Source organism: Bradyrhizobium sp. SZCCHNR1093 (assembly GCF_032381175.1).
Taxonomy (GTDB): Bacteria; Pseudomonadota; Alphaproteobacteria; order Rhizobiales; family Xanthobacteraceae; genus Bradyrhizobium.
In genome coordinates, this window is record NZ_JAUHJJ010000014.1 from 96161 (window position 1) to 122200 (window position 26040).

Below are 26040 nucleotides of genomic sequence, written 5' to 3' on the forward strand. Positions count from 1 at the left end.
CAGGACGCCACCATGTCTCGCCAAGACGCGAACGCCGCCTTCGCCCTGTCGTCTTTTCTGCAGGGCACCAATGCCACCTACATCGATGAGATCTACGCCCGCTACGAGAAGGATCCCGCCTCGGTCGATCCCGAGTGGCAGGAATTCTTCAAGAGCCTGAAGGATGCGCCGACCGACGTGCAGAAGAATGCGTCGGGTCCCTCCTGGGCGCGCAGCAACTGGCCGGTGGCCCCGCGCGACGAGCTGACCTCGGCGCTCGACGGCAACTGGGCGGTGGTCGAGAAGAAGGTCGGCGAGAAGATCGCGGCCAAGGCGCAGACCAAGGGCGTCGAACTGTCGCTGGCCGACGTCAACCAGGCCACCCGCGACTCCGTCCGCGCGTTGATGCTGATCCGCGCCTACCGCATGCGCGGCCACTTCCACGCCAAGCTCGATCCGCTCGGCATCGAGGCGCCGCGCAACCGCGAGGAGCTCGACCCGCGCTCCTACGGCTTCACCGAGGCCGATTTCGACCGCAAGATCTTCCTCGATCACGTGCTGGGCCTCGAATACGGCTCCCTGCGCGAGATCGTCGCGATCTGCGAGCGCACCTACTGCCAGACGCTCGGCGTCGAGTTCATGCACATCACGAACGCGGCGCAGAAGGCCTGGATCCAGGAGCGCATCGAGGGGCCGGACAAGGAGATCTCGTTCACCCGCGAGGGCCGTCGCGCCATCCTGCAGAAGCTGATCGAATCCGAAGGCTTCGAGAAGTTCTGCGACGTCAAGTTCACCGGCACCAAGCGCTTCGGTCTCGACGGCGGCGAGTCGCTGATCCCGGCGCTGGAGCAGATCATCAAGCGCGGCGGCAATCTCGGCGTGAAGGAGATCGTGCTCGGCATGCCGCATCGCGGCCGCCTGAACGTGCTGACCCAGGTCATGGGCAAGGCGCACCGGGCGTTGTTCCACGAGTTCAAGGGTGGCTCGGCCAATCCCGACGCGGTCGAAGGCTCCGGCGACGTCAAGTACCACCTCGGCGCCTCCTCGGACCGCGAGTTCGACGGCAACCGGATCCATCTGTCGCTGACTGCCAACCCGTCGCATCTCGAGATCGTCGACCCCGTGGTGCTCGGCAAGGTCCGCGCCAAGCAGGATCAGCACGGCGATCCGCCGGACATGCGCATCTCGGTGCTGCCGCTGCTGATGCATGGCGACGCGGCGTTCGCCGGCCAGGGCGTGGTGGCGGAGTGCTTCGCGCTGTCGGATCTGAAGGGCTACCGGACCGGTGGCTCGATTCATTTCATCGTCAACAACCAGATCGGCTTCACGACCTATCCGCGCTATTCGCGCTCGTCGCCCTATCCGTCCGACGTCGCCAAGATGATCGACGCGCCGATCTTCCATGTGAACGGCGACGATCCGGAGGCGGTGGTGTTCGCGGCCAAGGTCGCCACCGAGTTCCGGCAGAAGTTCCACAAGCCGGTCGTCATCGACATGTTCTGCTACCGCAGGCATGGCCACAACGAGGGTGACGAGCCGGCTTTCACCCAGCCGGTGATGTACAAGAAGATCGCCGGTCATCCGTCGACCCTGGAGATCTACTCCAAGCGCCTGGTCGCCGAAGGCGTCATGACCGAGGGCGAGGTCGATAAGGCCAAGGCCGACTGGCGCGCCCGTCTCGACGCCGAGTTCGAGGCCGGCACCTCCTATCGTCCCAACAAGGCCGACTGGCTCGACGGCAAGTGGGCAGGGTTCAAGTCTGCCGACCAGGAAGAAGAAGCGCGCCGCGGCGTGACCGGCGTCGAGCTCGACCGTCTCAAGGAGATCGGCCGCAAGATCACCAAGGTGCCGGACGGCTTCCGCCTGCACCGCACGATCCAGCGCTTCCTCGAGAACCGCGCCAAGGCGATCGACAGCGGCATCGGGATCGACTGGGCGACCGGCGAGGCGCTGGCGTTCTGCTCGCTGCTCCTGGAAGGCCACAAGGTTCGTCTGTCCGGCCAGGACAGCGAACGCGGCACCTTCTCGCAACGTCATTCGGTCTTGATCGACCAGGAGGACGAGAGCCGCTACACGCCGTTCAACCATCTGGCGCCGGAGCAGGGCCATTTCGAGGTCATCAACTCGCTGCTCTCGGAAGAAGCCGTGCTCGGCTTCGAATACGGCTACTCGCTCGCCGAGCCCACTGCGCTGACGCTGTGGGAGGCGCAGTTCGGCGATTTCGCCAACGGCGCCCAGGTGCTGTTCGACCAGTTCATCTCGTCGGGTGAGCGCAAATGGCTGCGCATGTCCGGCCTCGTCTGCCTGCTGCCGCATGGCTATGAGGGCCAGGGCCCCGAACATTCGTCCGCCCGCCTTGAGCGCTATCTGCAGATGTGCGCTGAGGACAACATGCAGGTGGTCTATCCGACCACGCCGGCGAACTACTTCCATGTCATGCGTCGGCAGCTGCATCGCGAGATCCGCAAGCCGCTGATCGTGATGACGCCGAAGTCGCTGCTGCGCCACAAGCGCGCGGTGTCGCGGCTCGAGGAGCTGGCCAAGGGAACGACCTTCCACCGCATCCTGTACGATGACGCCCAGATGCAGGCGGACGACAAGACCAAGCTGGTGCCGGACGATCAGATCCGCCGCATCGTGCTGTGCTCGGGCAAGGTCTATTACGACCTGTACGACGAGCGCGAGAAGCGCGGGCTCAACGACGTCTATCTGATGCGCGTCGAGCAGCTTTACCCGGTGCCGCTCAAGGCGCTGGTCGCCGAGCTCAGCCGCTTCAAGAACGCCGAAGTGGTGTGGTGTCAGGAAGAGCCGCGCAACATGGGCGCCTGGCATTTCATCGAGCCGTATATCGAGTGGGTGCTGAACCAGACCGGCGGCAAGAGCAAGCGTCCGCGCTATGCCGGCCGCGCCGCGTCGGCGGCCACCGCCACGGGCCTGATGTCGAAGCATCTTGCGCAACTGAAGGCGCTGCTCGACGAAGCCCTGAACTGAACCTGCCTATAGAGGCGCCCCGCAAGCCATGCGGGGCGCAAGTACATCGCGTTGATCGTCCGTCCCGCATCGCTTGCTCGCCGCAAGGCGATGGTGGACGGACTTTATGGCCGCACGGGTTATTGAGGATAAAAGACCATGACTGAAATTCGCGTTCCGACGCTGGGTGAATCCGTCACCGAAGCCACCATCGGCCGCTGGTTCAAGAAGGCTGGCGACGCGGTTGCCGTCGACGAGCCCCTCGTCGAGCTCGAGACCGACAAGGTCACGATCGAGGTGCCCGCGCCGTCGGCCGGCACCTTGGGCGAGATCATCGCCAAGGATGGTGAGACGGTCGCCGTCGGCGCGCTGCTCGGCCAGATCACCGATGGCGCCGCGGCTGCCAAGCCGGCCGCTGCTGCTCCGGCTCCGGCAAAGCCCGCTGCCTCCGCGCCGCCGGCTGCGGCACCTGCGCCGGCCAAGGCGCTGCCAGCCGATACGCCGCAGGCCCCGTCGGTGCGCAAGCTCTCGGCCGAGAGCGGCGTCGATGCCACCACCGTGCCCGGCTCGGGCAAGGACGGCCGCGTCACCAAGGGCGACATGCTGGCCGCGATCGAGCGCGCCGCCTCGGCGCCGACTCCGGTCAATCAGCCGGCCGCCGCCGTGCAGGTGCGTGCGCCGTCGCCCGCTGACGATGCGGCGCGCGAGGAGCGCGTGAAGATGACCCGGCTGCGCCAGACCATCGCGCGCCGCCTCAAGGACGTCCAGAACACCGCGGCCATGCTCACGACCTTCAACGAGGTCGACATGACCAACGTGATGGCGCTGCGCAGCCAGTACAAGGACGTGTTCGAGAAGAAGCACGGCTCGAAGCTCGGCTTCATGGGCTTCTTCACCAAGGCGGTGGTGCAGGCGCTGAAGGACATTCCGGCGGTCAACGCCGAGATCGACGGCTCGGACCTGATCTACAAGAACTACTATCACATCGGCGTCGCCGTCGGCACCGACAAGGGCCTGGTCGTGCCGGTCGTGCGCGACTGTGACCACAAGTCGATCGCCGACATCGAGAAGGGCATCGCCGATTTCGGCCGCCGCGCCCGTGACGGCCAGCTCAAGATCGACGAGATGCAGGGCGGCACCTTCACGATCACCAATGGCGGCATCTACGGCTCGCTGATGTCGACCCCGATCCTGAACGCGCCGCAGTCCGGCATCCTCGGCATGCACAAGATCCAGGAGCGCCCCGTCGTGGTTGCCGGCAAGATCGAGGTCCGCCCGATGATGTATCTCGCGCTGTCCTACGATCACCGCGTCATCGACGGCAAGGAGGCGGTGACCTTCCTGGTGCGCGTCAAGGAGAGCCTGGAAGATCCGGCGCGGCTTGTGCTGGATCTCTGAGCGGAGGCGACGATGGAGGAGCCGTCACTGGTGCTGTCGTTGATGCCGTTTCTCCTTACGACGGTGATCTTCTTTGTTTTCACCATTCCGATCGCTCGGAGAAAGGGCAGGGGTCTCGGCTTCGCCGCTTTGAGCCTCATACCCTTCGTGACGCCCTTCATCCTGCTTTATCTAGTGAGTCTGACCGACAAGGCTGTTCTCGATCGCCTTGCAGAACTTGAAGCCAAGTCACAGTAGGAATCGGCCAAGTGGCCCGCGCAAGCAGTCCACTTGGCGCACTCAGCGGGGCTCCTCATGACCGACAGGGTTGCAGTAATCACCGGCGGTAGCCGCGGCATCGGCCGCGCGACCGCCATTGCGGCCGCATCGCGCGGCTTCAAGATCGTGGTCGGCTATGCCAGCAACGAGGCGGCGGCGCAGAGTACGGTGGCCGCGATCGAGGCCAAGAACGGCAAGGCCATCGCGGTCAAATGCGACGTCGGCCGCGAGCACGACATCCTCGCTCTGTTCAAGGCAGCCGACAAGTTCGGCACCCTCGGCGCTCTCATCAACAACGCTGGCATCGTCGGCCCCACCACGCGCGTCGACGAGATGAGCGCGGAGCGCATCGAGCGGTTGATGGCGGTCAACGTCACCGGCAGCATCCTGTGCGCACGTGAGGCCGTGAAGCGGATGTCGACGCGGCATGGTGGTCAGGGCGGCGTCATCATCAATTTGTCCTCGGTCGCGGCCAGGCTCGGCTCGCCCAACACCTATGTCGACTACGCCGCCTCGAAAGGCGCGATCGATTCCTTCACCGTCGGCCTCGGTCACGAGGTCGCGAACGAAGGCATCCGCGTCGCGGCGATCCGCCCGGGCCTGATCGACACCGAGATCCATGCCTCCGGCGGCGAGCCCGATCGCGCCCACCGCCTTGCCCCCATGGTGCCGATGAAGCGCGTTGGCACCGCGGAGGAAATCGCCAATGCCATCGTCTGGCTGCTGTCGGACGAGGCCTCCTATGTCACTTCGGCCATTCTCGACGTGTCGGGCGGACGCTGACGACCGTCGTCATCTTTGACTGCAAGCTTACGGAACATTCGATCATGGCATCTTACGATCTCGTCGTCATCGGCACCGGACCCGGTGGGTATGTCTGCGCCATCCGCGCGGCGCAGCTCGGCATGAAGGTGGCCGTGGTCGAGAAGAACGCGACCCTCGGCGGTACCTGCCTCAACGTCGGCTGCATGCCGTCGAAGGCGCTGCTGCACGCCTCCGAGCTGTTCGAGGAGGCCGGGCACTCCTTCGCCAAGATGGGCGTCAAGGTGTCGCAGCCCGAGCTCGATCTGCCGGCGATGATGAACTTCAAGCAGCAGGGCATCGACGGCAACGTCAAGGGCGTCGAGTTCCTGATGAAGAAGAACAAGATCGACGTGCTCGTGGGCAAGGGCAAGATCCTCGGCACCGGCAAGCTGCAGGTGACCGGCAATGACGGCGCGGTGCAGACCGTCGAGACCAAGAACATCGTGATCGCGACCGGCTCGGACATCGCGCGCCTGAAGGGCATCGAGATCGACGAGACGCGCATCGTCTCCTCGACCGGCGCGCTGTCGCTGGAGAAAGTGCCTTCGAGGCTGCTGGTGGTCGGCGCCGGCGTGATCGGGCTCGAGCTCGGCTCGGTGTGGCGCCGCCTCGGCGCCAAGGTCACCGTGGTCGAATTCCTCGACCGCATCCTGCCCGGCATGGATGGCGAGATCGCGAAACAGTTTCAGCGCATTCTCGAGAAGCAGGGCTTTGCGTTCAAGCTCGGCGCCAAGGTGACCGGCGTCGATACGTCCGGGGCTACGCTCTCGGCGACCATCGAGCCCGCCGCGGGCGGAGCGGCTGAAAAGATCGAAGCCGATGTCGTGCTGGTGGCGATCGGGCGCGTGCCCTACACCGACGGTCTTGGCCTGCAGGAGGCCGGCGTGGTGCTCGACAATCGCGGCCGCGTCCAGATCGATCACCATTTCGCGACCAGCGTGCCGGGCGTCTATGCCATCGGCGACGTCGTCGCCGGGCCCATGCTCGCGCACAAGGCCGAGGACGAGGGTGTTGCGGTCGCCGAGATCATCGCCGGACAGGCCGGCCATGTGAACTACGACGTCATTCCCGGCGTCGTTTACACGACGCCGGAAGTCGCGTCCGTCGGCAAGACCGAGGACGAGCTGAAGCAGGCGGGCGTCGCCTATACCGTCGGCAAGTTTCCGTTTACCGCGAACGGTCGCTCCAAGGTCAATCAGACCACTGACGGCTTCGTGAAGATCCTTGCGGATGCGAAGACGGATCGCGTGCTCGGCGCCCATATCATCGGCCGCGAGGCCGGGGAAATCATTCACGAGGCCGCCGTATTGATGGAGTTCGGTGGCTCTGCCGAGGATCTCGCGCGCACCTGCCACGCGCATCCGACGCGGTCGGAGGCCGTCAAGGAAGCCGCGCTTGCGGTGGGCAAGCGAGCCATCCATATGTGATGGACGCCCGGAGACGTCTTCGGTGGGTGCGACAAAACGCCCGCTGGTGACGCTGAACCGAACGGCAAGGCGCGAGGTCGTATCGTCATAGCGGCCTCAACCCGCGGGGCCTGGCGGAGATGGAGTCCGATGCTGCGCCGCCTGCTTCAGCCGTTCTGGGTTCTGCTTGCGATCATCTTCCTGATCGAGGCTTGGCTGTGGGACCATCTCGAGCCGATCGTGGCGCGCATTGTCGCCGCGATACCACTGCGTAGCTTCAAGCACTGGCTGGCCGGGCGCATTGAGACGCTGTCGCCGGCGCTGACCCTGATCGTCTTCGTCGTGCCGGTCGTGCTGCTGTTTCCGCTCAAGCTGATCGGCATGTGGCTGCTGATGCACCAGCAGTGGAAGTTTGCGCTGGCCACGATCGTGTTCGGCAAGATCGTCGGTGTCGGCGTCACCGCCTTCATCTTCGATGTGACGCGCAGCAAGCTGCTGCAGATGTCTTGGTTCGCGTGGCTCTACGAGGCCGTGCTCGCGCTGCGCCGGAAAGCCGCGGCGCTGGTCGATCCGATCAAGCAGCGCATCCGCGAGATCATCCGCGGCAATGCCGATGGCTGGTCATCGCGCGTGCTGCGCGTGATCATGCGCTTCCGCAGGAGCGTGCAGCAGGCGCGCTGACCTCGGACGTCATCACGCGGCTTCGTTCGACCGGGCCACATTCTTCGTCATTCCGGGGCAATCGGCTGCGTGCAGTCGCAACGCGGCTGCGCGCTGACGATTGAACCCGGAATCTCGAGATGAAAGAGAACGAACGCAAGCCAAGCTCGAGATTCCGGGTTCAAGGCCTGCGGCCTTGCCCCGGAATGACGGCTTTCCTGACTAATGCAGATGCAGCAGATGCGGCTGGAACAGGCCGAGCAACGTCATGGCAATACCGATCAGCGCGAGCCCTCCGGACGCCCAGGCCAGCACGAGCATGCCCGTGATGATCGTCGCTGACGCCAGCACGATGCCGATCTGGAAGGCGGCCGACGCCAGCTCATAGTGGTGGTACTTTGCGGTGGCGAGGTCGCGCTCGTGCTCGGCATGCTTGGCGCGTTCGGCCAGCTGCTCGCTGCCTTCGCCGGTCTCCGGCTCCGAGCGATAGCGCGCGGCATTCTTCTGCCAATCGTCGATCTGCTTCTGCAACGCCGCCTTCGCTGCCTCGTCAGGCAGCGCCGGCAAGCTCAGCTTGCCCTGCTCGGCGGCGGTCTGCACCACGGTGCGGCGAACGGTCTTGGCCTGGAAGAAGGCCCAGAGGTTCGAGGCCTCGACGTTCTTGCTGATCGATTCGGTCTGCGCGCCCTTGCCGAGCGTCTCCGACAGCGCCAGGAACAGGGCTATGACGGCGATCAGCAGCGCGATCTTCTTGTTTTCGCCGGACGCATGCTCGGCATGCTCCGCATGCTCCATGCTCTCATGTGCGCTCATCTGTTCCCCTCCGGATCAAGCAGCCAAGACGATTGCCGGAACCGGGGGGACAGCGCAAGCGAAACGATATGAACGAAAGATGTCACCGCCGCGGATGCGCTGACGCGTACACCTGCAGCAGGCGCTCCGAATCGATGCCGGTATAGACCTGGGTCGTCGACAGTGAGGCGTGGCCGAGCAGCTCCTGGATCGCACGCAGGTCGCCGCCGCGCGACAGCAGATGCGTCGCGAAGGAATGGCGCAGCGCGTGCGGCGTGGCGCTGTCGGGCAGGCCGAGCGCGCCGCGCAGCCGCTCCATCGTCAGCTGGATGATGCGCGGGCTCAACGGGCCGCCCTTGGCGCCGAGGAACATCGGCCCGTCCGCAGACAGCGGATAAGGACAAAGCTTGGCGTACTCGTCGATCAGCTGCAGCACATTCTGCAGCACCGGCACCATGCGGGTCTTGTTGCCCTTGCCGGTCACGACCAGCACGTCGCCTTCGCCCGGCCGTGGCACCTCGCGGCGCTTGAGGCCGAGCGCTTCGGAGATGCGCAGGCCGGAGCCGTAGAGCAGGGCCATCACAGCGGCGTCGCGCGCCAGCACCCAGGTCTCCCGGGTCTCGCCGGCGCGCTCGTCGGCATCGGCGAGCCGCTTGGCGGCATCCATCGGCAGCGGCTTGGGCAGGCTCTTGGCGATCTTTGGCGCGCGGATTCCGGAGAGTGCGCCGACCTTGCCCTTGCCCTCGCGCTCGAGGAAGCGGCCGAACGAGCGCAGGCCCGCCAAGGTTCGCATCAGGGAGCGTCCGGCGATGTCGTCGGCGCGGCGCATCGCCATGAAAGCGCGGATGTCGGCTGCCTCCAGCCCGGCGAAGCGCACCAGCGTCACCGGCTCGCCCCAATGGGTGCAGAGGAATTGCAAGCACTGCCGCAGGTCACGGGCATAGGCCTCGACCGTCTTCGGCGACAGCCGGCGCTCGCTGCGCAGATGCGCCAGCCACTGCATCATGACCCGTACCACGCCCTCGTCGGCGCCGATGAGGTCGGTGATGTCGGGCGTCTCCGCCGCTGATGTCGTGGTCGCAGCCATCGCGAACAGCTCGATCTCATCTCGTCGAGTCATGTATATCCCACTATCGTCCTTTACCGTTCGCTAACTTTGCCGGGCGGCTTTCGCTTCAGCCAGAGCAAGGCTATCTCCGGCCTCATGGACCGCCCGACCGATCTCTTTCCAGGTGCAGCCAGCGCGACCGGCGTGGTCGACGTGCTGGTTCCGGTCGCGCTGGACCACACCTATTCCTACCGTGTGCCGCGCGGCATGGACCTGAAGCCTGGCGATGTCGTCGGCGTGCCGCTGGGCCCGCGCGAGGTGCTGGCGGTGGTGTGGGCCGAGAATGCCAATCCCGATCCGCGCCTGCACAACCGGCTCAAGGACGTCAGCGAGAAGCTCGATGTGCCGCCGCTCAAGCCGGAGCTGCGGTCCCTGATCGACTGGGTCGCCAATTATACGCTGTCGCCCCGCGGCATGGTGCTGCGGATGTCCCTGCGCATGGGCGAGCATCTCGGCCCGGAGCGCGTTCGCCTCGGCGTCCGGCTGGTCGGCGAGCCGCCGAAGCGGCTGACGCCGTCACGCCGCCGCGTCATCGACGCCGTTTCCGACGGCCTGCTGCACGGCAAGTCGGATCTGGCGCGCGAGGTCGGCGTGTCCGGGGGCGTGATCGACGGCCTGGTCGACGAGGGCACCTTGACGGTGGAGGCGATGCCGCGGACGCTGGCGCCGCCGGCGCCCGATCCCGACTTCGCCCGGCCGGAGTTCTTCGACGCGCAGCAGGCCGGCGTCGAGGCGATGCGGGCGCTGGCGGCGAGCGGCACGTTCCAGGTGGCGCTGCTCGACGGCGTCACTGGGTCAGGCAAGACGGAAGTCTATTTCGAGGCGGTGGCCGAAACGGTCCGCCGCGGCCGGCAGTCGCTGATCCTGATGCCGGAGATCGCGCTGACCGGCCAATTCCTGGAGCGCTTCTCGCGCCGCTTCGGCGTCCGCCCGCTGGAATGGCATTCCGAGCTGACCCCGCGCAACCGTCAGCGCAACTGGGCTTCGATCGCCGCCGGCGAGGCGCCGGTGGTCGTCGGCGCCCGCTCGGCGCTGTTCCTGCCCTATGCCGATCTCGGCCTGATCATCGTCGACGAGGAGCACGACCAGGCCTACAAGCAGGACGAGGGCGCCCATTACCACGCCCGCGACATGGCCGTGGTGCGCGGCCACATCGCCAAGATCCCGGTGGTGCTGGCGTCAGCGACGCCCTCGGTGGAGACCGAGGTCAATGCCCGCAAGGGCCGCTACCAGCGCGTGGCGCTGCCGTCGCGCTTCGGCGGCCAGCACATGCCGCATATCGAGGCCATCGATCTCCGGCGCGAGCCGCCGCCGCGCGGCCGCTATATCTCGCCGCGGCTGGCCGGCGAGATCCGCACCGCGATCGAGCGCGGCGAGCAGGCGCTGCTGTTCCTGAACCGCCGCGGCTATGCGCCGCTCACCCTGTGCCGCGCCTGCGGTCACCGCTTCGCCTGCACCATCTGCGACGCCTGGCTGGTCGATCACCGCTTTCGCCAGCGGCTGGTCTGCCACCATTGCGGCTTCTCGATGCCGCGTCCGCAGACCTGTCCGCACTGCGCGGCCGAGGATTCGCTGGTCGCGGTGGGACCCGGCGTGGAGCGGTTGCAGGAGGAGGCGGCGGCGCTGTTTCCGGAGGCGCGCAGCATGGTGCTGTCGAGTGACCTGATCACCTCGATCGAGACCATGCGCGCCGAGCTGACGGAGATCGCGGAAGGCCGCGTCGATCTCATCATCGGCACCCAGCTCGTCGCCAAGGGGCATAACTTTCCGCGGCTCAATCTCGTCGGTGTGGTCGATGCCGATCTCGGCCTCGGCAATGGCGATCCGCGCGCCGCCGAGCGCACCTGGCAGCTCCTGAACCAGGTGATCGGCCGCGCCGGCCGTGAGCAGGGGCGAGGCCGAGGCTACCTGCAGACCCACCAGCCCGAGCATCCCGTCATGAAGGCGCTGGTCGCCTGCGACCGCGAGGCCTTCTACACCAGCGAGATCGACGTCCGCGAGCGCACCGGCTATCCGCCGTTCGGGCGGCTCGCGAGCCTGATCATCTCGGCCGGAGACCGGCCCACCGCAGAGGGCTTCGCTCGCCGGCTGGTCGCGTCGGCGCCGCGCGAGGAGGGTGTGCTGCTGCTCGGCCCAGCCGAGGCGCCGCTTGCGGTGATAAAGGGCCGCTACCGCTTTCGGCTGCTGCTCAAGTCGGCACGCAATTTCGACCTGTCGGATTATCTGCGCCACTGGCTGGCGCATGCCGAGAAGCCCAAGGGCAATCTCAAGCTCGAGGTCGACGTCGACCCGCAGAGCTTCCTGTAGCGCTCGGCGCGCTCTCCACCGTCATCGCGAGGAGCGACGCGACGAAGCAATCCAGAGTCCAGACCCGGCCCTGGATTGCTTCGCTGCGCCGCTGCGCTCGCAATGACGCGTAAATAGATTCTGGTGCCTTACGACACGACCTCAGCGGTGACGCGGCCGACGCCGGCGCGGGTCAGGCCGATAGCGCGGGCGGCGCCGGTCGAGAGGTCGAGCACACGGCCACGGATGAACGGGCCGCGGTCGTTGACGGTGACGATGACGCTGTTGCCGCCATGGGTCACGCGCAGCTTGGTGCCGAACGGCAGCGAGCGGTGCGCGCAGGTCATGGCGTTGGCGTTCATGCGCTGGCCGGAAGCAGTGCGGCTGCCGGACTCGTTGCCGTAGTACGACGCCATGCCGGAGAAGCTGCGGCCGGTGCCGGACGACGGCGTGACCGCTGCGTTGGAGTTCATCCACGAGGAGCCGTTGGACGACCATCCGTTCGAGAACGAGTCGGCCGCGGGCTGAGCAGCATGGCGCGACATGTGGTGATGGTGGTGGCGAGCGTGGTGCTGGTGGTGCCTGGATCGGGCCGAGGCTTCGGTGGCGCTGCCGCCGACGATCAGCGTCACGGCAACAGCGAGCGCGGTGCGCGAGCCGGCGATTTTGCCAGCCGAGATGTTCTTCAGTTTCAGCATCTATGTCCCTCGAACAGTATTGCCGCGTTCTGCGGCCAGTGAACCCCCGTCAGGTGTTGAGGCGGGCGCCGTTTGGTGGGGCAATGAGGCGTGAATGGGGCAGTAGAAATTGTTTCGCTCTGATCGAAACATCTTGCGTCGCGGTCTACTCATCACGGAAAATTCCGTAATCCGTTGCTTTAACGCTTTCTTAACGATCAAATACTTCAAAATACTGTTGATTTAAGTTCTCGCTTAGGACGCCAAGATGTCAGCAAGTAATGTCGATGCGGGCCGGCCGGCGGCCGCCGGGCACCGCCGACGGGAGTCAAGGCCAAACCGGCATGGCGGCCATGCAGCAACAGCTGGAACCTTGTCCAAAGTGATTGGTATTGGGGTCGGGTCGCGTGTTGGGCGCGATCAGCGTGTCCGTTGGACGGGCGCTTTCGCTCCGACCGCGGCGCGGCAACAAGGTGCCGAATAGCGGGCCACCGCTTGTTGCGGCTGCGCGTACGCTATGTTAGCAAAGCGCCGCTTTTCGTGATCAAGCTGCTCCCGCGGCGATCGAAAATCAAAGTCCTGCTTGAATTCCAAGGGCTTAACTGGTTTGCGCCGCAGCGGCGCGCCGGTGTCCCTCTTGTGGGTTGGGCACATATAAAAAGAGCACGTCTGTGGCTGCTGAAGATCCCTCCGTATCCGGTGTGTCCGGTCGTTACGCGACGGCCCTGTTTGAACTGGCTCGTGACGAAAAGTCCGTCGATGCGGTCAAGGCCGATCTCGACAGGTTCAATGCCCTCCTCGATGAGAGCGCCGATCTCAAGCGCCTTGTCCGCAGTCCGGTGTTCGGCGCGGATGTGCAGCTCAAGGCGCTCAATGCGGTGCTGGACAAGGCCGGCATCGCCGGCGTCGCCGCCAACGTGCTGCGCGTGCTGACCGCCAACCGCCGCCTGTTCGCGGTGACCGACGTGATCCGCGCCTTCAATGCGCTGGTCGCCAAATACAAGGGAGAGGCCACGGCCGACGTCATCGTCGCCGAGCCGCTCTCCGACAAGAATCTCGACGCCTTGAAGGTCTCACTGAAGACGGTGACCGGCAAGGACGTCGCGCTCAACGTGAAAGTCGATCCAGCGATTATCGGCGGGCTCGTCGTCAAGCTCGGCAGCCGCATGATCGATAGTTCGCTTCGCACCAAACTCAACTCGATCAAGCACGCGATGAAAGAGGCAGGCTGATGGACATCCGCGCCGCGGAAATTTCCGCGATCCTCAAGGACCAGATCAAGAATTTCGGGCAGGAAGCCGAAGTTACCGAAGTCGGACAGGTGCTGTCCGTCGGTGACGGTATCGCCCGCGTCTACGGTCTCGACAACGTCCAGGCCGGTGAGATGGTCGAGTTCGAGAACGGCACCCGCGGCATGGCGCTGAACCTCGAGACCGACAATGTCGGCGTCGTCATCTTCGGCGCCGACCGCGAGATCAAGGAAGGCCAGACCGTCAAGCGCACCCGCGCCATCGTCGACGCTCCGGTCGGCAAGGGTCTGCTCGGCCGCGTCGTCGACGCGCTCGGCAATCCGATCGACGGCAAGGGCCCGATCCAGGCGACCGAGCGCAAGCGCGTCGACGTCAAGGCCCCTGGCATCATTCCGCGCAAGTCGGTGAACGAGCCGATGTCGACCGGCCTCAAGGCGATCGACGCCCTGATCCCGGTCGGCCGTGGCCAGCGCGAGCTGATCATCGGTGACCGTCAGACCGGCAAGACCGCGATCGCGCTCGACACCATCCTGAACCAAAAGCCGCTGAACGTCGCCGGCGCTCCCGAGAGCCAGAAGCTGTACTGCGTCTATGTCGCGATCGGCCAGAAGCGCTCCACCGTCGCTCAGTTCGTGAAGGTGCTCGAAGAGCAGGGCGCGCTGGAATACTCGATCGTCATCGCCGCCACCGCGTCCGATCCGGCTCCGATGCAGTATCTCGCGCCGTTCACCGGCTGCACCATGGGCGAGTACTTCCGCGACAACGGCATGCACGCCGTCATCATCTATGACGATCTGTCGAAGCAGGCCGTCGCCTATCGCCAGATGTCGCTGCTGCTGCGCCGTCCGCCGGGCCGCGAGGCCTATCCGGGCGACGTGTTCTATCTGCATTCGCGCCTGCTCGAGCGGGCCGCCAAGCTCAGCAAGGACCATGGTCTGGGGTCGCTCACCGCGCTGCCCGTCATCGAGACCCAGGCCAACGACGTGTCGGCCTACATTCCGACCAACGTCATTTCGATCACCGACGGCCAGATCTTCCTGGAGACCGATCTGTTCTTCCAGGGCATCCGTCCTGCCGTGAACGTCGGTCTGTCGGTGTCGCGCGTCGGCTCCTCGGCCCAGACCAAGGCGATGAAGAAGGTCGCCGGCAAGATCAAGGGCGAGCTGGCGCAGTACCGCGAAATGGCGGCGTTCGCGCAGTTCGGCTCCGACTTGGACGCCTCGACGCAGCGCCTGCTCAACCGCGGCGCGCGCCTGACCGAGCTCCTGAAGCAGCCGCAGTTCTCGCCGCTGAAGATGGAAGAGCAGGTCTGCGTGATCTGGGCCGGCACCAACGGCTATCTCGATCCGCTCCCGCTCAACAAGGTGCGCGCGTTCGAGGACGGCCTGCTGTCGCTGCTGCGCGGCAAGAATGCCGACCTGCTGAACGCGATCCGTGACAGCAAGGATCTGTCCGACGACAGCGCCGCCAAGCTGAAGGCGGTGGTCGAAGGCTTCGCCAAGACCTTCGCCTGACGGCAAAGGATGGTCGGACTTCGCCCGGCCATCAACGTCGTCGACGTGGGACAACAAGACATCTCGTGTCCGGCACCAGGCCGGGCATGACCAATCTCGAGGGTTGAACGGCAAGGTCCCAAGGGGATCCGGCCGCCGGGGTGAGATCGACGAACAATGGCGTCACTGAAAGACATGCGGGTCCGCATCGCCTCGACCAAGGCGACGCAGAAGATCACCAAGGCCATGCAGATGGTCGCCGCCTCCAAGCTGCGCCGCGCGCAGCTCGCGGCCGAGGCGGCGCGTCCCTATGCCGAGAAGATGGACGCGGTGATCTCCAACATCGCGAGCGCCACCATCGCCTCCGCCGGCGGGCCGAAGCTGCTCGCGGGTACCGGTCGCGACCAGGTGCACCTGCTGCTGGTCTGCACCGGCGAGCGCGGCCTGTCCGGCGCCTTCAACTCCTCGATCGTCCGCCTGGCGCGCGAGCGTGCGCTCGCCCTGATGAACCAGGGCAAGGACGTGAAGTTCTTCTGCGTCGGCCGCAAGGGTTATGAGCAGCTGCGCCGTCAGTTCGACAAGCAGATCGTGGAGCATCTCGACCTGCGCTCGGTACGCCAGATCGGCTTCGCCAACGCCGACGACATTGCCAAGAAGGTGATCGCCCGCTTCGAGGCCGGCGAGTTCGACGTCTGCACCCTGTTCTACTCGCGCTTCCGCTCGGTGATCGCGCAGATCCCGACCGCTCAGCAGATCATTCCGCTGGTGGTCGAGGCGCGCCCGGCGAATGCGGCGCCGCTGGCGCCTTACGAATACGAGCCGGAAGAGGACGAGATCCTGGCCGGACTGCTGCCGCGCAATCTCGCCGTGCAGATCTTCCGCGCACTGCTGGAAAACAACGCCTCGTTCTACGGTGCGCAGATGTCGGCCATGGACAACGCCACCCGCAACGCCGGCGAGATGATCCGCAAGCAGACGCTGATCTACAACCGCACGCGGCAAGCGATGATCACCAAGGAACTGATCGAAATCATTTCGGGCGCCGAGGCGGTCTAACCGGATCGCGTCGCGCCCCGTTGAAGCGCAACCCTAGGACATATCCCGGTCGAGCCGACCGTGGTTTCGTATACGGATCGTAAGGAGAGAAATCCAATGGCTACCGCAGCCAACCAGATCGGTCGCATCACCCAGGTCATCGGCGCCGTCGTCGACGTGCAGTTCGAAGGTCACCTGCCGGCCATTCTCAACTCGCTCGAAACCAAGAACGGCGGCAACCGCCTCGTGCTTGAGGTCGCCCAGCATCTCGGCGAGTCCACCGTACGCACCATCGCGATGGACACCACCGAGGGCTTGGTTCGCGGCCAGGAAGTCAGCGACACCGGGTCGCCGATCAGGGTGCCGGTCGGCGTCGGCACGCTCGGCCGCATCATGAACGTGATCGGCGAGCCGATCGACGAGGCCGGCCCGGTCGAGGCCGAGGGCCTGCGCCCGATCCACGCGGACGCGCCGAGCTACACCGATCAGTCGACCGAAGCGGAAATCCTCGTCACCGGCATCAAGGTCGTCGACCTCTTGGCGCCCTACGCCAAGGGTGGCAAGATCGGCCTGTTCGGCGGCGCCGGCGTCGGAAAGACCGTGCTGATCCAGGAGCTGATCAACAACGTCGCCAAGGCGCACGGTGGTTATTCGGTGTTCGCCGGCGTCGGCGAGCGTACCCGTGAAGGCAACGACCTCTATCACGAGTTCATCGAGTCCAAGGTCAACGCCGATCCGCACAATCCCGATCCGAGCGTCAAGTCGAAGTGCGCGCTGGTGTTCGGCCAGATGAACGAGCCGCCGGGCGCGCGCGCCCGCGTCGGCCTGACCGGCCTGACCGTCGCCGAGCACTTCCGTGACCAGGGCCAGGACGTGCTGTTCTTCGTCGACAACATCTTCCGCTTCACCCAGGCCGGCTCGGAAGTGTCGGCGCTGCTCGGCCGCATCCCCTCGGCGGTGGGTTATCAGCCGACGCTCGCCACCGACATGGGCGCGCTGCAGGAGCGCATCACCACCACCAACAAGGGCTCGATCACCTCGGTGCAGGCGATCTACGTGCCGGCCGACGACTTGACCGACCCGGCGCCGGCGACCTCGTTCGCCCACTTGGACGCCACCACCGTGCTCAACCGCGCGATCTCGGAAAAGGGCATCTACCCGGCCGTGGACCCGCTCGACTCGACCTCGCGCATGCTCTCCCCGCTGGTCGTCGGCGAGGAGCACTATCAGACCGCGCGTCAGGTCCAGCAGATCCTGCAGCGCTACAAGTCGCTGCAGGACATCATCGCCATCCTGGGCATGGACGAGCTGTCGGAAGAGGACAAGCTGACCGTGGCCCGCGCCCGCAAGATCGAGCGCTTCCTGTCGCAGCCGTTCCACGTCGCCGAAATCTTCACGGGATCGCCGGGCAAGTTCGTCGACCTCGCCGACACCATCAAGGGCTTCAAGGGCCTGTGTGAAGGCAAGTACGATCACCTGCCGGAGGCCGCCTTCTACATGGTCGGCAACATCGACGAGGCGGTCGAGAAGGGCAAGAAGCTGGCCGCCGAGGCGGCCTAAGGGCGAATAGCGAATAGGGAGTAGCGAATAGACGAACTGTTCGCTGCTTCCTCCTTCACTACTCGCCATTCGCTATTCGCTATTCGCAGGTTTCCCAATGGCTACTTTCCATTTCGATCTCGTCTCGCCGGAAAAGATCGCCTTCTCGGGCGAGGTCGACCAGGTCGACGTTCCCGGCCAGGAGGGTGATTTCGGCGTGCTCGCCGGCCATGCGCCATTCGTGGCGACGCTGCGGCCGGGTATCCTGACGGTGACCGCTGGCGGCTCGCAGCAGAAGATCATCGTGCTCGGCGGCCTCGCCGAGATCTCGGACAAGGGTCTGACGGTTCTGGCCGACGTCGCGACGTCGCTGAAGGAGCTCGACCAGACCGCTTTCGCGGCCGAGATCGCCGGCATGGAATCCAAGCTGAACGAGAAGCAGGGCAACGAGCTCGATCGCGCGATCGAGCGGCTCGATCACTTCAAGACGATCCAGCAGCAGCTCAACACGACTGCGCTGCATTGATTCAACAGCACGACGTATGAATGGACGTTCATGGCCGGGCTCTGCCCGGCCATTTTCGTTTTCCGGCTCGAACGTCCGGGGCCGGCGGATGACTACTAGCAAGGGATGCCGGTTGCGTGCTCGCCGATCTGACGGCATGCTCCCGGCCGTTCGACTGGGCGTGGTGACATGGCAGGGCAGATCGTGTTGAAGCGCAAGATCGCGGCGATTTTTGCCGCCGATATTGCCGGCTATTCCCGCCTCGTCGCCGAGGATGAAGAGGAGACGCTGCGGCGTCTGGCGGCCTATCGCGAAGTGGTCGACGACTTCATCGCGCGCGCCGGTGGCCGCATCTTCAACACCGCGGGCGATGCCGTGCTCGCGGAGTTTCCCAGCGCGGTCGAAGCGGTGCGCTGCGCGATCGACATTCAGGAGAGCCTGCGCACGCGCAACATGGCCTATCCGCCGAACCGGCAGATGAGCTACCGCATCGGCATCACCATCGGCGACGTCGTCGAGCGCGACGGCGATCTGCTCGGTGACGGCGTCAACATCGCAGCCAGGCTGGAGGGGCTCGCCGATGTCGGCGGCATCTGCATCTCGCGCGCGGTGCACGAGCAGGTCGCCAATAAGCTGTCGGTGCAGTTCGCCGACATGGGTGCGCGGGAGGTCAAGAACATCCCGACCCCGGTGCACGCCTATCGGGTCGCGATGCGCCGCGAGGACGGCACCTACGCGCCGCCGGAAGAAAAGAAAGTCGCCCGCGGCGGCGGGCTCCGCCTGATCTGGCGAATTGCGGCCGCCCTGGTTGCGCTCGGAGCCGTCGGGGTCGGGACTGAGCTCTATCTGGACTACCGCGATCCGCATCCTGTGCAGCGCGATGCCGCCAAGGCGGCGGCGGAAGCGCTGGCCCGGCTGTCGGCCACGCCGGCTTCGCCTTCCTCGGCCCCGTCTTCATCTCCGTCCCCCGCGGCGACGCAGTCATCCGTCGCCGTGCAGCCCGCTGCCTCGCCGCAGCCGTCACCGCAACCTTCGTCCGTTGTCGCCGCCGAGAAGTTCGCACCTGAAGCCGTGCCGTTCGTGAGCGAGCGGACCCGCATTGCGCTGGCGCGCGACTACGTGCTGGCACCGGATCACAAGGCGTTCGCGACAACGATCAACGGCGTCAGCGCCTATGTCACCGGACAGGCGAGCGATGAGGCCGCGAAATCGGCTGCGCTGGAGCAGTGCCAGCAGCGCGCGGAAAACGCGAACGGACCGCGCAAATGCGAGCTCTATGCCGTCGGCGACAGCGTCGTCTACGTGCACAGCAAGCCACCGTTGCCGCCGCAGCCCTGGGTGCGCCACGACCCGATGACCGAGCGCGCCTTCAGCGCTGCAGAGATGCCGCTGGTGCGCGATACAGGCCGAGCCCGGCTCGAGGCGAACTACGGCACGGCGCGACGGACCAAGGCCATCGCGCTCGGGCCCGGCGGGCAGTTCTTCTATAGCGTCGGCGGCGACCTCGTCGACGACGTGGTTCGCCGCAATCTCGAAGCCTGCGGTGCCCAGGCGGGGACCGCCTGCATCATCGTTGCGCTCGACGATGCCTTCGTTGTGCCGGTGCCGACGGTGATGAAAGCCACCGGCTTCTTCCGCGCGGTCAACCATCAGGCGATCGCCCCGGAGACGCGTGAGGAGGTGGCGCGGCGCCTCGAGGCCGCGCCGTCGGGCTGGAATGCAGTCGCGGTCGGAACGGCTGGCCGTCCCGGCTTCGGCCTCAACGGCGATCGCGAGGAGACCGCGATCGGCGGCGCGCTGGCCGATTGCGCCACGCGCGACAGCGATTGCCGGGTGATCGCGATCGGCCCGTTCACGGTCGAGGACAATTAAGCCGGCGAACTCTCTCGACCTCGTCTTTCCGAGGCGCGCGGAGCGCGAGGCCGGAATGACGGTGAGCCTCACTCTTCGTTGATCAGTCGCCAGCTTTGGCGAGATGCGCAAAGGCCTGCGCCACCGCGCGGTAGACCTCTCGGCGGAACGGCACCACCAGATCCGGAATGCGCGCGAGCCGCTCCCAGCGCCAGGCGTCGAACTCGGCCGGCTGGTCGTTGCGCGGCGTCACCGGATCGATGTCGCCCTCGCGTCCGGTGAAACGCATCGCGAACCATTTCTGGCGCTGGCCGCGAAAGCGCGCGAGCCGGTGGTTCGGATCCTCGAATGGGGGAAATTCGTAAGTCAGCCAGTCGGTCTCGCCGAGGATGTCGGCGTCGCGAATGCCGGTCTCCTCCCACAGCTCGCGCCGCGCCGCCGCCTGCAGATCCTCGCCGGGGTCGACGCCGCCTTGCGGCATCTGCCATTCGAGGCCGGGCAGGACGATCTCCGGCCCGTCGTCGCGGAAGCGGCGCCCGAGGAAGACGAGGCCTTCGGCATTGAGCAGGGCGATGCCGACATTCGGCCGGTAGGGTCTGGTTTCGGTCATGCTCATATCCGTGGGGCTTCGTCTCGCATGGCAACGCATCGTGACGGCGTTGTCGCGACGGATCTGCAGAGATTCTTTGCAGTGCGAGCGTATGACACGGTTTCGGCCACGCGTCGCGGTCGGCCCGCGATCGCGAGTCAGCCGCCAGCCAGCGTGGCGAATTCCTTCACCACCCGCTCATAGACCGGCCGCTTGAACGGCACGATCAGCCCCGGCAGGTTCTTCATCGGCTCCCAGCGCCAGCTGACGAATTCCGCCTTGTGGTGGCCGCCGCCGGGCCGCTCGACGTTGATCTCGGCATCGGGCCCGGTGAAACGCAGCGCGAACCATTTCTGGCGCTGGCCGCGATAGCGGCCCTTCCAGGCGCGACCCGCGACCGTGCGCGGGATGTCGTAGGTCAGCCAGTCCCCGACCTCGGCCAGCTTCTCGACGGAGCGCACGCTGGTCTCTTCGTACAGCTCGCGTTTGGCCGCCTCCCAGGCATCCTCGCCGGGATCAACGCCGCCCTGCGGCATCTGCCAGACATGGGTGTCGTCGACATGCTCGATCCCGCCGGCGCGGCGACCGATGAAAACCAGCCCCTCCGAATTGATCAGCATGATGCCGACGCAGGTGCGGTAAGGCAGGTCCTCGTAGCGCGTCATTCCGGTCTCGGCCTTCCTGCGGGACCCTGCGCCTCGCTGCGCAGGCCTCACGCTGTCACGTCGCCAGTCGGGCCGGCGCACGTTCGTTCAGTTCGATTTTGATTTCAGCATCGCGGTTGTCAATGGCACCAGCAGAATGCCCTTGCGGTCGAGCCCCTTGATCCAGGTGCCGATGCGGTCGATCGAGACCGGCAGCGCCGACGCGGTCCCGACGGCGACGCCACGCTCCTTGGCCAGGCTTTCGAGCTTGGCGAGCGCATTGTCGATCTCGACCGGGGTCGGCACCGCGTCGATGGCGACGTCGCCCTTCGCGAACGGCATCGCGCGTCCCGTGGCCAGCGAGGCCGCCACGCTGCGCGGGGCTGCGCCATCGTCGAACAAGGCCAGGCCGCGCTTGGCGGCCTCGTTCACGATCGGCTGCATCGCCGCTTCCGTTGCGACGAAGCGCGCGCCCATGAAGTTGCCGATGCCGACGTAACCCTGCAGCCGGCTCATGTGCCAGAACAACCGGTCGATGTTCTGGTCCGGTGCGAGTGTAGCGAGCAGCGTCTGCGGACCCGGATCGTTGTCGGGATAGTCGTAGGGCTCCATCGGGACCTGGAGCAGGATCTCGTGGCGCTGCGCCCGGGCGCGCTCGGCGAGTTTGGTCGGATCGGAGCCATAGGGCGTGAAGGCCAGCGTGACCGCCGGCGGCAGCTTCATGATCGCGTCCACCGTCTTCGCGGCGCCGACGCCGAGACCACCGATCACGATCGCGACGGCCGGCATGCGCGCCGCCTTGGCGCGGTCAGCCTCGGCCGCATAGGCGGTGAACGGTTTCAGCCCGTCGGCCATCACCGGGATCATGCCGTAGCGCGACTTCTCCAGCAGCCGCGGGTCCACGCCGGGCATCTGGCTCGCCGGAGCGGCCGATCCAGGCTCCGCCGTCTCGCCACCGGCACCGATCGCGACCTCCTGGCGGGTGCCGCTGGAGCCGTCGATGATGGTGACCGTCTTGCGCTCGCCGCCCTCCTGCTTGGCCGCGGGGGCCGCGCCGTGATCGACCTTTGCCTCAGACTTGCCATCCGGCTTGGCGGCCTTGTCGTCGGCAGGCCTTGCGCCTTCGTTGATCGCGACGCGGGCGACCGGCTCGCCACCGAGCGGATTGTCGTTGAACATCGCAAAGCCGGCGAAGACGACCAGGAACAGGCCGAGCAGCATCGCAAGGGCCTGCAGGGCCGTGAAGGGAAGCCGAATGCGGCGCTTGCGACGCGTTTCCGTCTGTCCGAGCGGGGCGCTCAGCTCGTCGGCCGTCTCTGTCATCGAAATTCCCGAATCAATCGGGTCGACGATACCACGGCGAGGATTCGGACGCAGGGCCAGTCTCCCAAAGCCCGTAGATCGGCGGAGCGGGAAAGCAAGAAGCCAAAGAGAAGAGGAAAGGGCGGCCCGGAGGCCGCCCTTCAAACCCGATGCGCGTCTGTCGGCTGCCGCCTAGTTCGCAGCCTCTCAGTTCGCAGCCTTGGCCGGCTTGTCGGCCGCGGCCTTCTCGGTCGGCGCCGGCGTGTTGGCGCTGTTCTTGATGCCGTGGAGGAGGTCGGCGGCCATTTTGAGCGCCTTGTCGTCCTTGGCGTCCGGCGGCACGTAGGATTGCGAGCCGGTCTTCTCGTCGCCGTCGTTCTTCAGATGGCCGCGCAGCGAAGCCTCGCCCTTGGTGTCGGTGCGCGACTTCAGCTCATCCGGCACGTCCTGCAGCACCTCGATGTCGGGCACGATGCCCTTGGCCTGGATCGACTTGCCCGACGGCGTGTAGTAGCGCGCGGTGGTCAGCCGCAGCGCGCCATTGCCGGCGCCGAGCGGGATGATGGTCTGCACCGAGCCCTTGCCGAACGAGCGGGTGCCGACCAGGGTCGCGCGCTTGTGGTCCTGCAGCGCGCCGGCCACGATCTCCGACGCCGAAGCCGAGCCGCCATTGATCAGCACGATGACCGGCTTGCCCTTGGTGAGGTCGCCGGCATGCGCCGCACGGCGCTGCGTCTCCTCGGCATTGCGGCCGCGGGTCGAGACGATCTCGCCGCGCTCCAGGAACGCGTCGGAGACGGTGACCGCCTCCTCGAGCAGGCCGCCCGGATTGTTGCGCAGGTCGATGATGTAGCCCTTCAGCTTGTCACCGATCTGGTTCTGCAGGTCGGCGATGCTCTTCTTCAGGCCCTCGGTGGTCTGCTCGTTGAAGGTGGTGATGCGGACATAGGCGATGTCGTCGCTCTCGGTGCGCGAGCGCACCGAGCGGACGCGGATGTTGTCGCGGGTCAGCGTCACGTCGAGCGGATTGTCGGCGCCCTTGCGCACGACCTTCAGCTTGATCTTGGTGCCGACCGGGCCGCGCATCTTCTCGACCGCCTGGTTGAGGGTCAGGCCCTGCACGGCTTCGTCGTCGAGATTGGTGATGATGTCGTTGGCCTGGATGCCCGCCTTCGAGGCCGGCGTATCGTCGATCGGCGACACCACCTTGATCAGGCCGTCTTCCATCGTCACTTCGATGCCGAGGCCGCCGAACTCGCCGCGGGTCTGCACCTGCATGTCGCGGAAGCTCTTCGCATCCATGTAGCTCGAATGCGGATCAAGGCCCGAGAGCATGCCGCTGATCGCGGACTCGACCAGCTTCGAATCGTCGGGCTTCTCGACATAATCGCTGCGCACGCGCTCGAACACGTCGCCGAACAGATTGAGCTGGCGATAGGTATCGGCGGTCGCGGCGCGCGCCGTCGATCCCATCAACACCGCGCGCGGTTGCGAGACGAACAGGGTCAATGCCGCACCGGTGGCCGCGCTCAGGAGAATTACCGAAGTCTTACGCATCATCCGCGTACCTTTTCGCCTTCATTTGCGGCCCACCATGGGCCTGGATCGATTGGAGTGCCGTCCTTACGGAACTCGACATAGAGCACTGGTTGACTCGCGTTGGTAGCGAGAATGGAGGCGACCTGGGACGAGTTACCCATGGTCGCGACCGGTTCTCCCGTCTGAACAAACTGCCCGATGTTGACGGAAATGCGCTCCATCCCGGCGATCAGGACATGATACCCGCCACCGGCGTTGAGGATCAAGAGTTGTCCGTAGCTGCGGAAGGGACCCGCATACACAACCCAGCCATCACACGGGGTTGTGACCTGGGCGCCCGGCCGGGCTGCCAAAGAAATGCCTTTATCGGAGCCTCCGGCGCCGTCCGACGCGCCAAATTCGCGAATCTTGGTGCCGTTGACGGGAAACGTCAGCATGCCCTTGGTCGAGGCGAACGCGATCGCGGGCGCCTTGCGGCCCGGGTTGCGCAGCGCATTCGCGTCCGGCTTGCTGTTGACCGGGACGCCCTGCAGGCTTGCCGTCGACGCGGCCTTGGCGGCGCTCTTGAGATCGAGCTCCATCGTCGTGATCAGCCCTTGCAGCGAGTCGATCTGCTGGGCCAGCACAGCCGCGCGCGCGCTTTCGGCTTCCATGTCCTTCTCGGCCGAGCTCTGCTTGCGCTGGCGTTCCTCCACCAGGGCCGCGAGACGGGTCTGATCGGTCCGCAGCCTGTCGCGGTCGCCGGCGAGCTTGTCGCGTTCGCTGGCGATCGTCTTGCGGATGGCGACGAGCTCGCCGAGATCGGTCGAGAGCTTTTCGGCGCGGCCACGCATCTCCGGGATCACAGCGCCCAGCAGCATGGCGGTCCGCAGCGACTGCAGCGCATCCTCGGGACGGACGAGCAGGGCCGGCGGCGTGCGGCGGCCGGCGCGCTGCAGCGCAGCCAGAACCTCGATGATCTCGGTGCGCCGTGCCTCCAGTGAGGTGCGCAGATCCTGCTCGCGGCCGTCGAGCCCGCGCAGCCGCGTTTCGGCCTCGCCAACCCGCACCTCGACGCTGCGCACCTGCGCGGCGACGTCGATCAGCTGCTGATTGAGCTTGCCGCGATCCTCGCCGAGCGCGGCGATGTCGGCCTTCAGGCGCTCCTGGGCCTCGGCGGCGGCCTTCTGGGCCGCGCGGGCGGCCTCGAGCTCCTGCTCGCGCTGCTTCAACTGCTCGGGTGTCGCCGGTGTCGGTGAGGCGGTACCGGCGAGGGAAGGCCGAAGTCCGGTCTGCGCCGTCGCCGGCAGACCGGGAACGACGATCAGCAGCGCGACCAGCGACGCGCGGCACGACCGGCCGCTGCGGACGGTTCTTGAGGAACGGGAGAGGGGCCGCGCAGCGAACATCGAGGTCCTTATTGTGCTCCCATCGTCCCCTATTCAAGCGCGGTGATAGGGGTGACCGGCCAGGATCGTAGCAGTACGGTAAATCTGCTCGAGCAGCAGGACGCGGACGATCTGGTGCGGCCAGGTCGCAGCGCCGAACGCAACCCCAAGCTTGGCTCTGCGCCGTAATTCGGGCGAAAGTCCGTCGGCGCCGCCGATTGCGAAGACGGCTGCCGGAATGCCTTCGTCCCGCCAGCGTCCAAGATAACCCGCAAAGGTTGTACTGTCGACGTTCTGGCCACGCTCGTCGAGACACACGAGTACGGACTTGTCCGGGATCGCGGCCGACATCGCGGCGGCCTCCTCGGCGATGCGCGTTGCCGCGTCGCGGGCGCGGCTTTCCGGAATCTCATGAATGTCGAGGCCGCGAAAGCCGAGCTTGCGGCCGATGTCATCAAAACGCCCGCGGTAGCGCTCCGCGAGCTCCCGCTCGGGACCCTGCTTCAACCGGCCGATGGCGACCACGATCAGGCGCATGCGCACGGACTAGCACGTGCGCCGCACGATTCGCATCCGGCGCGGCGTGGG

The 26040-nt window shown here is 66.1% G+C and carries 22 protein-coding genes; 13 read left to right on the top strand and 9 right to left on the bottom strand.

The annotated features are described in order from the left end of the window. The first annotated feature begins 12 nt into the window (after window positions 1-12). The 6 genes from QX070_RS29760 (at window position 13) to QX070_RS29785 (ending at window position 7496) form a co-directional block, all read left to right on the top strand. Window positions 13-2970, top strand: coding sequence for a 2-oxoglutarate dehydrogenase E1 component (locus QX070_RS29760; RefSeq protein ID WP_315740709.1), 2958 nt, complete (start codon window positions 13-15; stop codon window positions 2968-2970). 138 nt (window positions 2971-3108) lie between these two features. Beyond that, window positions 3109-4347: a 2-oxoglutarate dehydrogenase complex dihydrolipoyllysine-residue succinyltransferase gene (gene odhB, locus QX070_RS29765; RefSeq protein ID WP_315740710.1), complete on the top strand. Its 1239-nt coding sequence runs from the start codon at window positions 3109-3111 to the stop codon at window positions 4345-4347. 12 nt (window positions 4348-4359) lie between these two features. After that, window positions 4360-4584 carry a hypothetical protein gene (locus QX070_RS29770; protein WP_315740711.1) on the top strand — a complete coding sequence of 75 codons (225 nt, stop codon included), beginning with the start codon at window positions 4360-4362 and terminating at the stop codon, window positions 4582-4584. Window positions 4585-4641: 57 nt separating this feature from the next. Next, complete coding sequence (locus tag QX070_RS29775) at window positions 4642-5388, top strand: SDR family oxidoreductase (protein ID WP_315740712.1); 747 nt, start codon at window positions 4642-4644, stop codon at window positions 5386-5388. A gap of 44 nt (window positions 5389-5432) precedes the next feature. Then, entirely contained in the window at window positions 5433-6836 is a 1404-nt protein-coding gene (gene lpdA, locus QX070_RS29780; protein WP_315740713.1) for a dihydrolipoyl dehydrogenase, read from the top strand. A 129-nt stretch (window positions 6837-6965) separates the two neighbouring features. Further along, window positions 6966-7496: a hypothetical protein gene (locus tag QX070_RS29785; RefSeq protein WP_315740714.1), complete on the top strand. Its 531-nt coding sequence runs from the start codon at window positions 6966-6968 to the stop codon at window positions 7494-7496. A gap of 201 nt (window positions 7497-7697) precedes the next feature. Here the strand turns inward: QX070_RS29785 and QX070_RS29790 are convergent, their stop codons facing one another. Then, window positions 7698-8288: a DUF4337 domain-containing protein gene (locus QX070_RS29790; RefSeq protein WP_315740715.1), complete on the bottom strand. Its 591-nt coding sequence runs from the start codon at window positions 8286-8288 to the stop codon at window positions 7698-7700. Between the two features lie 82 nt (window positions 8289-8370). Continuing rightward, window positions 8371-9354 (bottom strand): tyrosine recombinase XerC, encoded by a 984-nt coding sequence (locus QX070_RS29795; protein ID WP_315740743.1) that lies wholly within the window; start codon window positions 9352-9354, stop codon window positions 8371-8373. A 117-nt stretch (window positions 9355-9471) separates the two neighbouring features. Here QX070_RS29795 and QX070_RS29800 point away from each other — a divergent pair, with 117 nt between their 5' ends. Beyond that, window positions 9472-11682: a primosomal protein N' gene (locus QX070_RS29800; protein WP_315740716.1), complete on the top strand. Its 2211-nt coding sequence runs from the start codon at window positions 9472-9474 to the stop codon at window positions 11680-11682. 128 nt (window positions 11683-11810) lie between these two features. Here the strand turns inward: QX070_RS29800 and QX070_RS29805 are convergent, their stop codons facing one another. Further along, entirely contained in the window at window positions 11811-12359 is a 549-nt protein-coding gene (locus QX070_RS29805; RefSeq protein ID WP_315740717.1) for a septal ring lytic transglycosylase RlpA family protein, read from the bottom strand. A gap of 650 nt (window positions 12360-13009) precedes the next feature. Here QX070_RS29805 and QX070_RS29810 point away from each other — a divergent pair. The 6 genes from QX070_RS29810 (at window position 13010) to QX070_RS29835 (ending at window position 20032) form a co-directional block, all read left to right on the top strand. After that, complete coding sequence (locus QX070_RS29810) at window positions 13010-13570, top strand: F0F1 ATP synthase subunit delta (protein WP_315740718.1); 561 nt, start codon at window positions 13010-13012, stop codon at window positions 13568-13570. Further along, on the top strand, window positions 13570-15102 hold the full coding sequence (atpA, locus tag QX070_RS29815; protein WP_315715935.1) for a F0F1 ATP synthase subunit alpha: 1533 nt from the start codon (window positions 13570-13572) through the stop codon (window positions 15100-15102). The genes QX070_RS29810 and atpA overlap by 1 nt, the downstream gene beginning before the upstream one ends. Before the next feature lie 156 nt (window positions 15103-15258). Next, window positions 15259-16137 carry a F0F1 ATP synthase subunit gamma gene (locus tag QX070_RS29820; protein ID WP_315740719.1) on the top strand — a complete coding sequence of 293 codons (879 nt, stop codon included), beginning with the start codon at window positions 15259-15261 and terminating at the stop codon, window positions 16135-16137. 96 nt (window positions 16138-16233) lie between these two features. Beyond that, window positions 16234-17676: a F0F1 ATP synthase subunit beta gene (atpD, locus tag QX070_RS29825; protein WP_315740720.1), complete on the top strand. Its 1443-nt coding sequence runs from the start codon at window positions 16234-16236 to the stop codon at window positions 17674-17676. 97 nt (window positions 17677-17773) lie between these two features. After that, window positions 17774-18181, top strand: coding sequence for a F0F1 ATP synthase subunit epsilon (locus QX070_RS29830; protein ID WP_315740721.1), 408 nt, complete (start codon window positions 17774-17776; stop codon window positions 18179-18181). A gap of 168 nt (window positions 18182-18349) precedes the next feature. Then, the gene (locus tag QX070_RS29835) at window positions 18350-20032 is read left to right on the top strand and encodes an adenylate/guanylate cyclase domain-containing protein (protein ID WP_315740722.1); all 1683 of its coding nucleotides are present in this window, start codon (window positions 18350-18352) and stop codon (window positions 20030-20032) included. 82 nt (window positions 20033-20114) lie between these two features. Here the strand turns inward: QX070_RS29835 and QX070_RS29840 are convergent, their stop codons facing one another. The 6 genes from QX070_RS29840 to rlmH form a co-directional block, all read right to left on the bottom strand. Next, window positions 20115-20621, bottom strand: coding sequence for an RNA pyrophosphohydrolase (locus tag QX070_RS29840; protein ID WP_315740723.1), 507 nt, complete (start codon window positions 20619-20621; stop codon window positions 20115-20117). A 137-nt stretch (window positions 20622-20758) separates the two neighbouring features. Further along, window positions 20759-21265 carry an RNA pyrophosphohydrolase gene (locus QX070_RS29845; RefSeq protein WP_315740724.1) on the bottom strand — a complete coding sequence of 169 codons (507 nt, stop codon included), beginning with the start codon at window positions 21263-21265 and terminating at the stop codon, window positions 20759-20761. 87 nt (window positions 21266-21352) lie between these two features. Further along, on the bottom strand, window positions 21353-22567 hold the full coding sequence (locus QX070_RS29850) for a divergent polysaccharide deacetylase family protein (RefSeq protein ID WP_315740725.1): 1215 nt from the start codon (window positions 22565-22567) through the stop codon (window positions 21353-21355). Window positions 22568-22753: 186 nt separating this feature from the next. Then, a complete protein-coding gene (locus QX070_RS29855) occupies window positions 22754-24106 on the bottom strand; it encodes a S41 family peptidase (RefSeq protein WP_315740726.1) in 1353 nt (450 codons plus the stop codon). Beyond that, window positions 24103-25473 carry a murein hydrolase activator EnvC family protein gene (locus QX070_RS29860; protein ID WP_315740727.1) on the bottom strand — a complete coding sequence of 457 codons (1371 nt, stop codon included), beginning with the start codon at window positions 25471-25473 and terminating at the stop codon, window positions 24103-24105. The genes QX070_RS29855 and QX070_RS29860 overlap by 4 nt, the downstream gene beginning before the upstream one ends. Window positions 25474-25506: 33 nt before the next feature. After that, window positions 25507-25989, bottom strand: coding sequence for a 23S rRNA (pseudouridine(1915)-N(3))-methyltransferase RlmH (rlmH, locus tag QX070_RS29865; protein ID WP_315740728.1), 483 nt, complete (start codon window positions 25987-25989; stop codon window positions 25507-25509). Window positions 25990-26040 lie beyond the last annotated feature (51 nt).

What these genes read in the sequence shown, in the direction of transcription:
- QX070_RS29845 (WP_315740724.1), bottom strand. Translation starts at nt 21,265, where the DNA reads ATGACGCGCTACGAGGACCTGCCTTACCGCACCTGCGTCGGCATCATG.
- lpdA (WP_315740713.1), top strand. Translation starts at nt 5,433, where the DNA reads ATGGCATCTTACGATCTCGTCGTCATCGGCACCGGACCCGGTGGGTAT.
- QX070_RS29800 (WP_315740716.1), top strand. Translation starts at nt 9,472, where the DNA reads ATGGACCGCCCGACCGATCTCTTTCCAGGTGCAGCCAGCGCGACCGGC.
- QX070_RS29785 (WP_315740714.1), top strand. Translation starts at nt 6,966, where the DNA reads ATGCTGCGCCGCCTGCTTCAGCCGTTCTGGGTTCTGCTTGCGATCATC.
- QX070_RS29790 (WP_315740715.1), bottom strand. Translation starts at nt 8,288, where the DNA reads ATGAGCGCACATGAGAGCATGGAGCATGCGGAGCATGCCGAGCATGCG.
- atpA (WP_315715935.1), top strand. Translation starts at nt 13,570, where the DNA reads ATGGACATCCGCGCCGCGGAAATTTCCGCGATCCTCAAGGACCAGATC.
- QX070_RS29775 (WP_315740712.1), top strand. Translation starts at nt 4,642, where the DNA reads ATGACCGACAGGGTTGCAGTAATCACCGGCGGTAGCCGCGGCATCGGC.
- QX070_RS29850 (WP_315740725.1), bottom strand. Translation starts at nt 22,567, where the DNA reads ATGACAGAGACGGCCGACGAGCTGAGCGCCCCGCTCGGACAGACGGAA.
- QX070_RS29830 (WP_315740721.1), top strand. Translation starts at nt 17,774, where the DNA reads ATGGCTACTTTCCATTTCGATCTCGTCTCGCCGGAAAAGATCGCCTTC.
- atpD (WP_315740720.1), top strand. Translation starts at nt 16,234, where the DNA reads ATGGCTACCGCAGCCAACCAGATCGGTCGCATCACCCAGGTCATCGGC.
- QX070_RS29860 (WP_315740727.1), bottom strand. Translation starts at nt 25,473, where the DNA reads ATGTTCGCTGCGCGGCCCCTCTCCCGTTCCTCAAGAACCGTCCGCAGC.
- QX070_RS29805 (WP_315740717.1), bottom strand. Translation starts at nt 12,359, where the DNA reads ATGCTGAAACTGAAGAACATCTCGGCTGGCAAAATCGCCGGCTCGCGC.
- QX070_RS29795 (WP_315740743.1), bottom strand. Translation starts at nt 9,354, where the DNA reads ATGGCTGCGACCACGACATCAGCGGCGGAGACGCCCGACATCACCGAC.
- QX070_RS29760 (WP_315740709.1), top strand. Translation starts at nt 13, where the DNA reads ATGTCTCGCCAAGACGCGAACGCCGCCTTCGCCCTGTCGTCTTTTCTG.
- rlmH (WP_315740728.1), bottom strand. Translation starts at nt 25,989, where the DNA reads ATGCGCCTGATCGTGGTCGCCATCGGCCGGTTGAAGCAGGGTCCCGAG.
- odhB (WP_315740710.1), top strand. Translation starts at nt 3,109, where the DNA reads ATGACTGAAATTCGCGTTCCGACGCTGGGTGAATCCGTCACCGAAGCC.
- QX070_RS29840 (WP_315740723.1), bottom strand. Translation starts at nt 20,621, where the DNA reads ATGACCGAAACCAGACCCTACCGGCCGAATGTCGGCATCGCCCTGCTC.
- QX070_RS29770 (WP_315740711.1), top strand. Translation starts at nt 4,360, where the DNA reads ATGGAGGAGCCGTCACTGGTGCTGTCGTTGATGCCGTTTCTCCTTACG.
- QX070_RS29835 (WP_315740722.1), top strand. Translation starts at nt 18,350, where the DNA reads ATGGCAGGGCAGATCGTGTTGAAGCGCAAGATCGCGGCGATTTTTGCC.
- QX070_RS29820 (WP_315740719.1), top strand. Translation starts at nt 15,259, where the DNA reads ATGGCGTCACTGAAAGACATGCGGGTCCGCATCGCCTCGACCAAGGCG.
- QX070_RS29855 (WP_315740726.1), bottom strand. Translation starts at nt 24,106, where the DNA reads ATGATGCGTAAGACTTCGGTAATTCTCCTGAGCGCGGCCACCGGTGCG.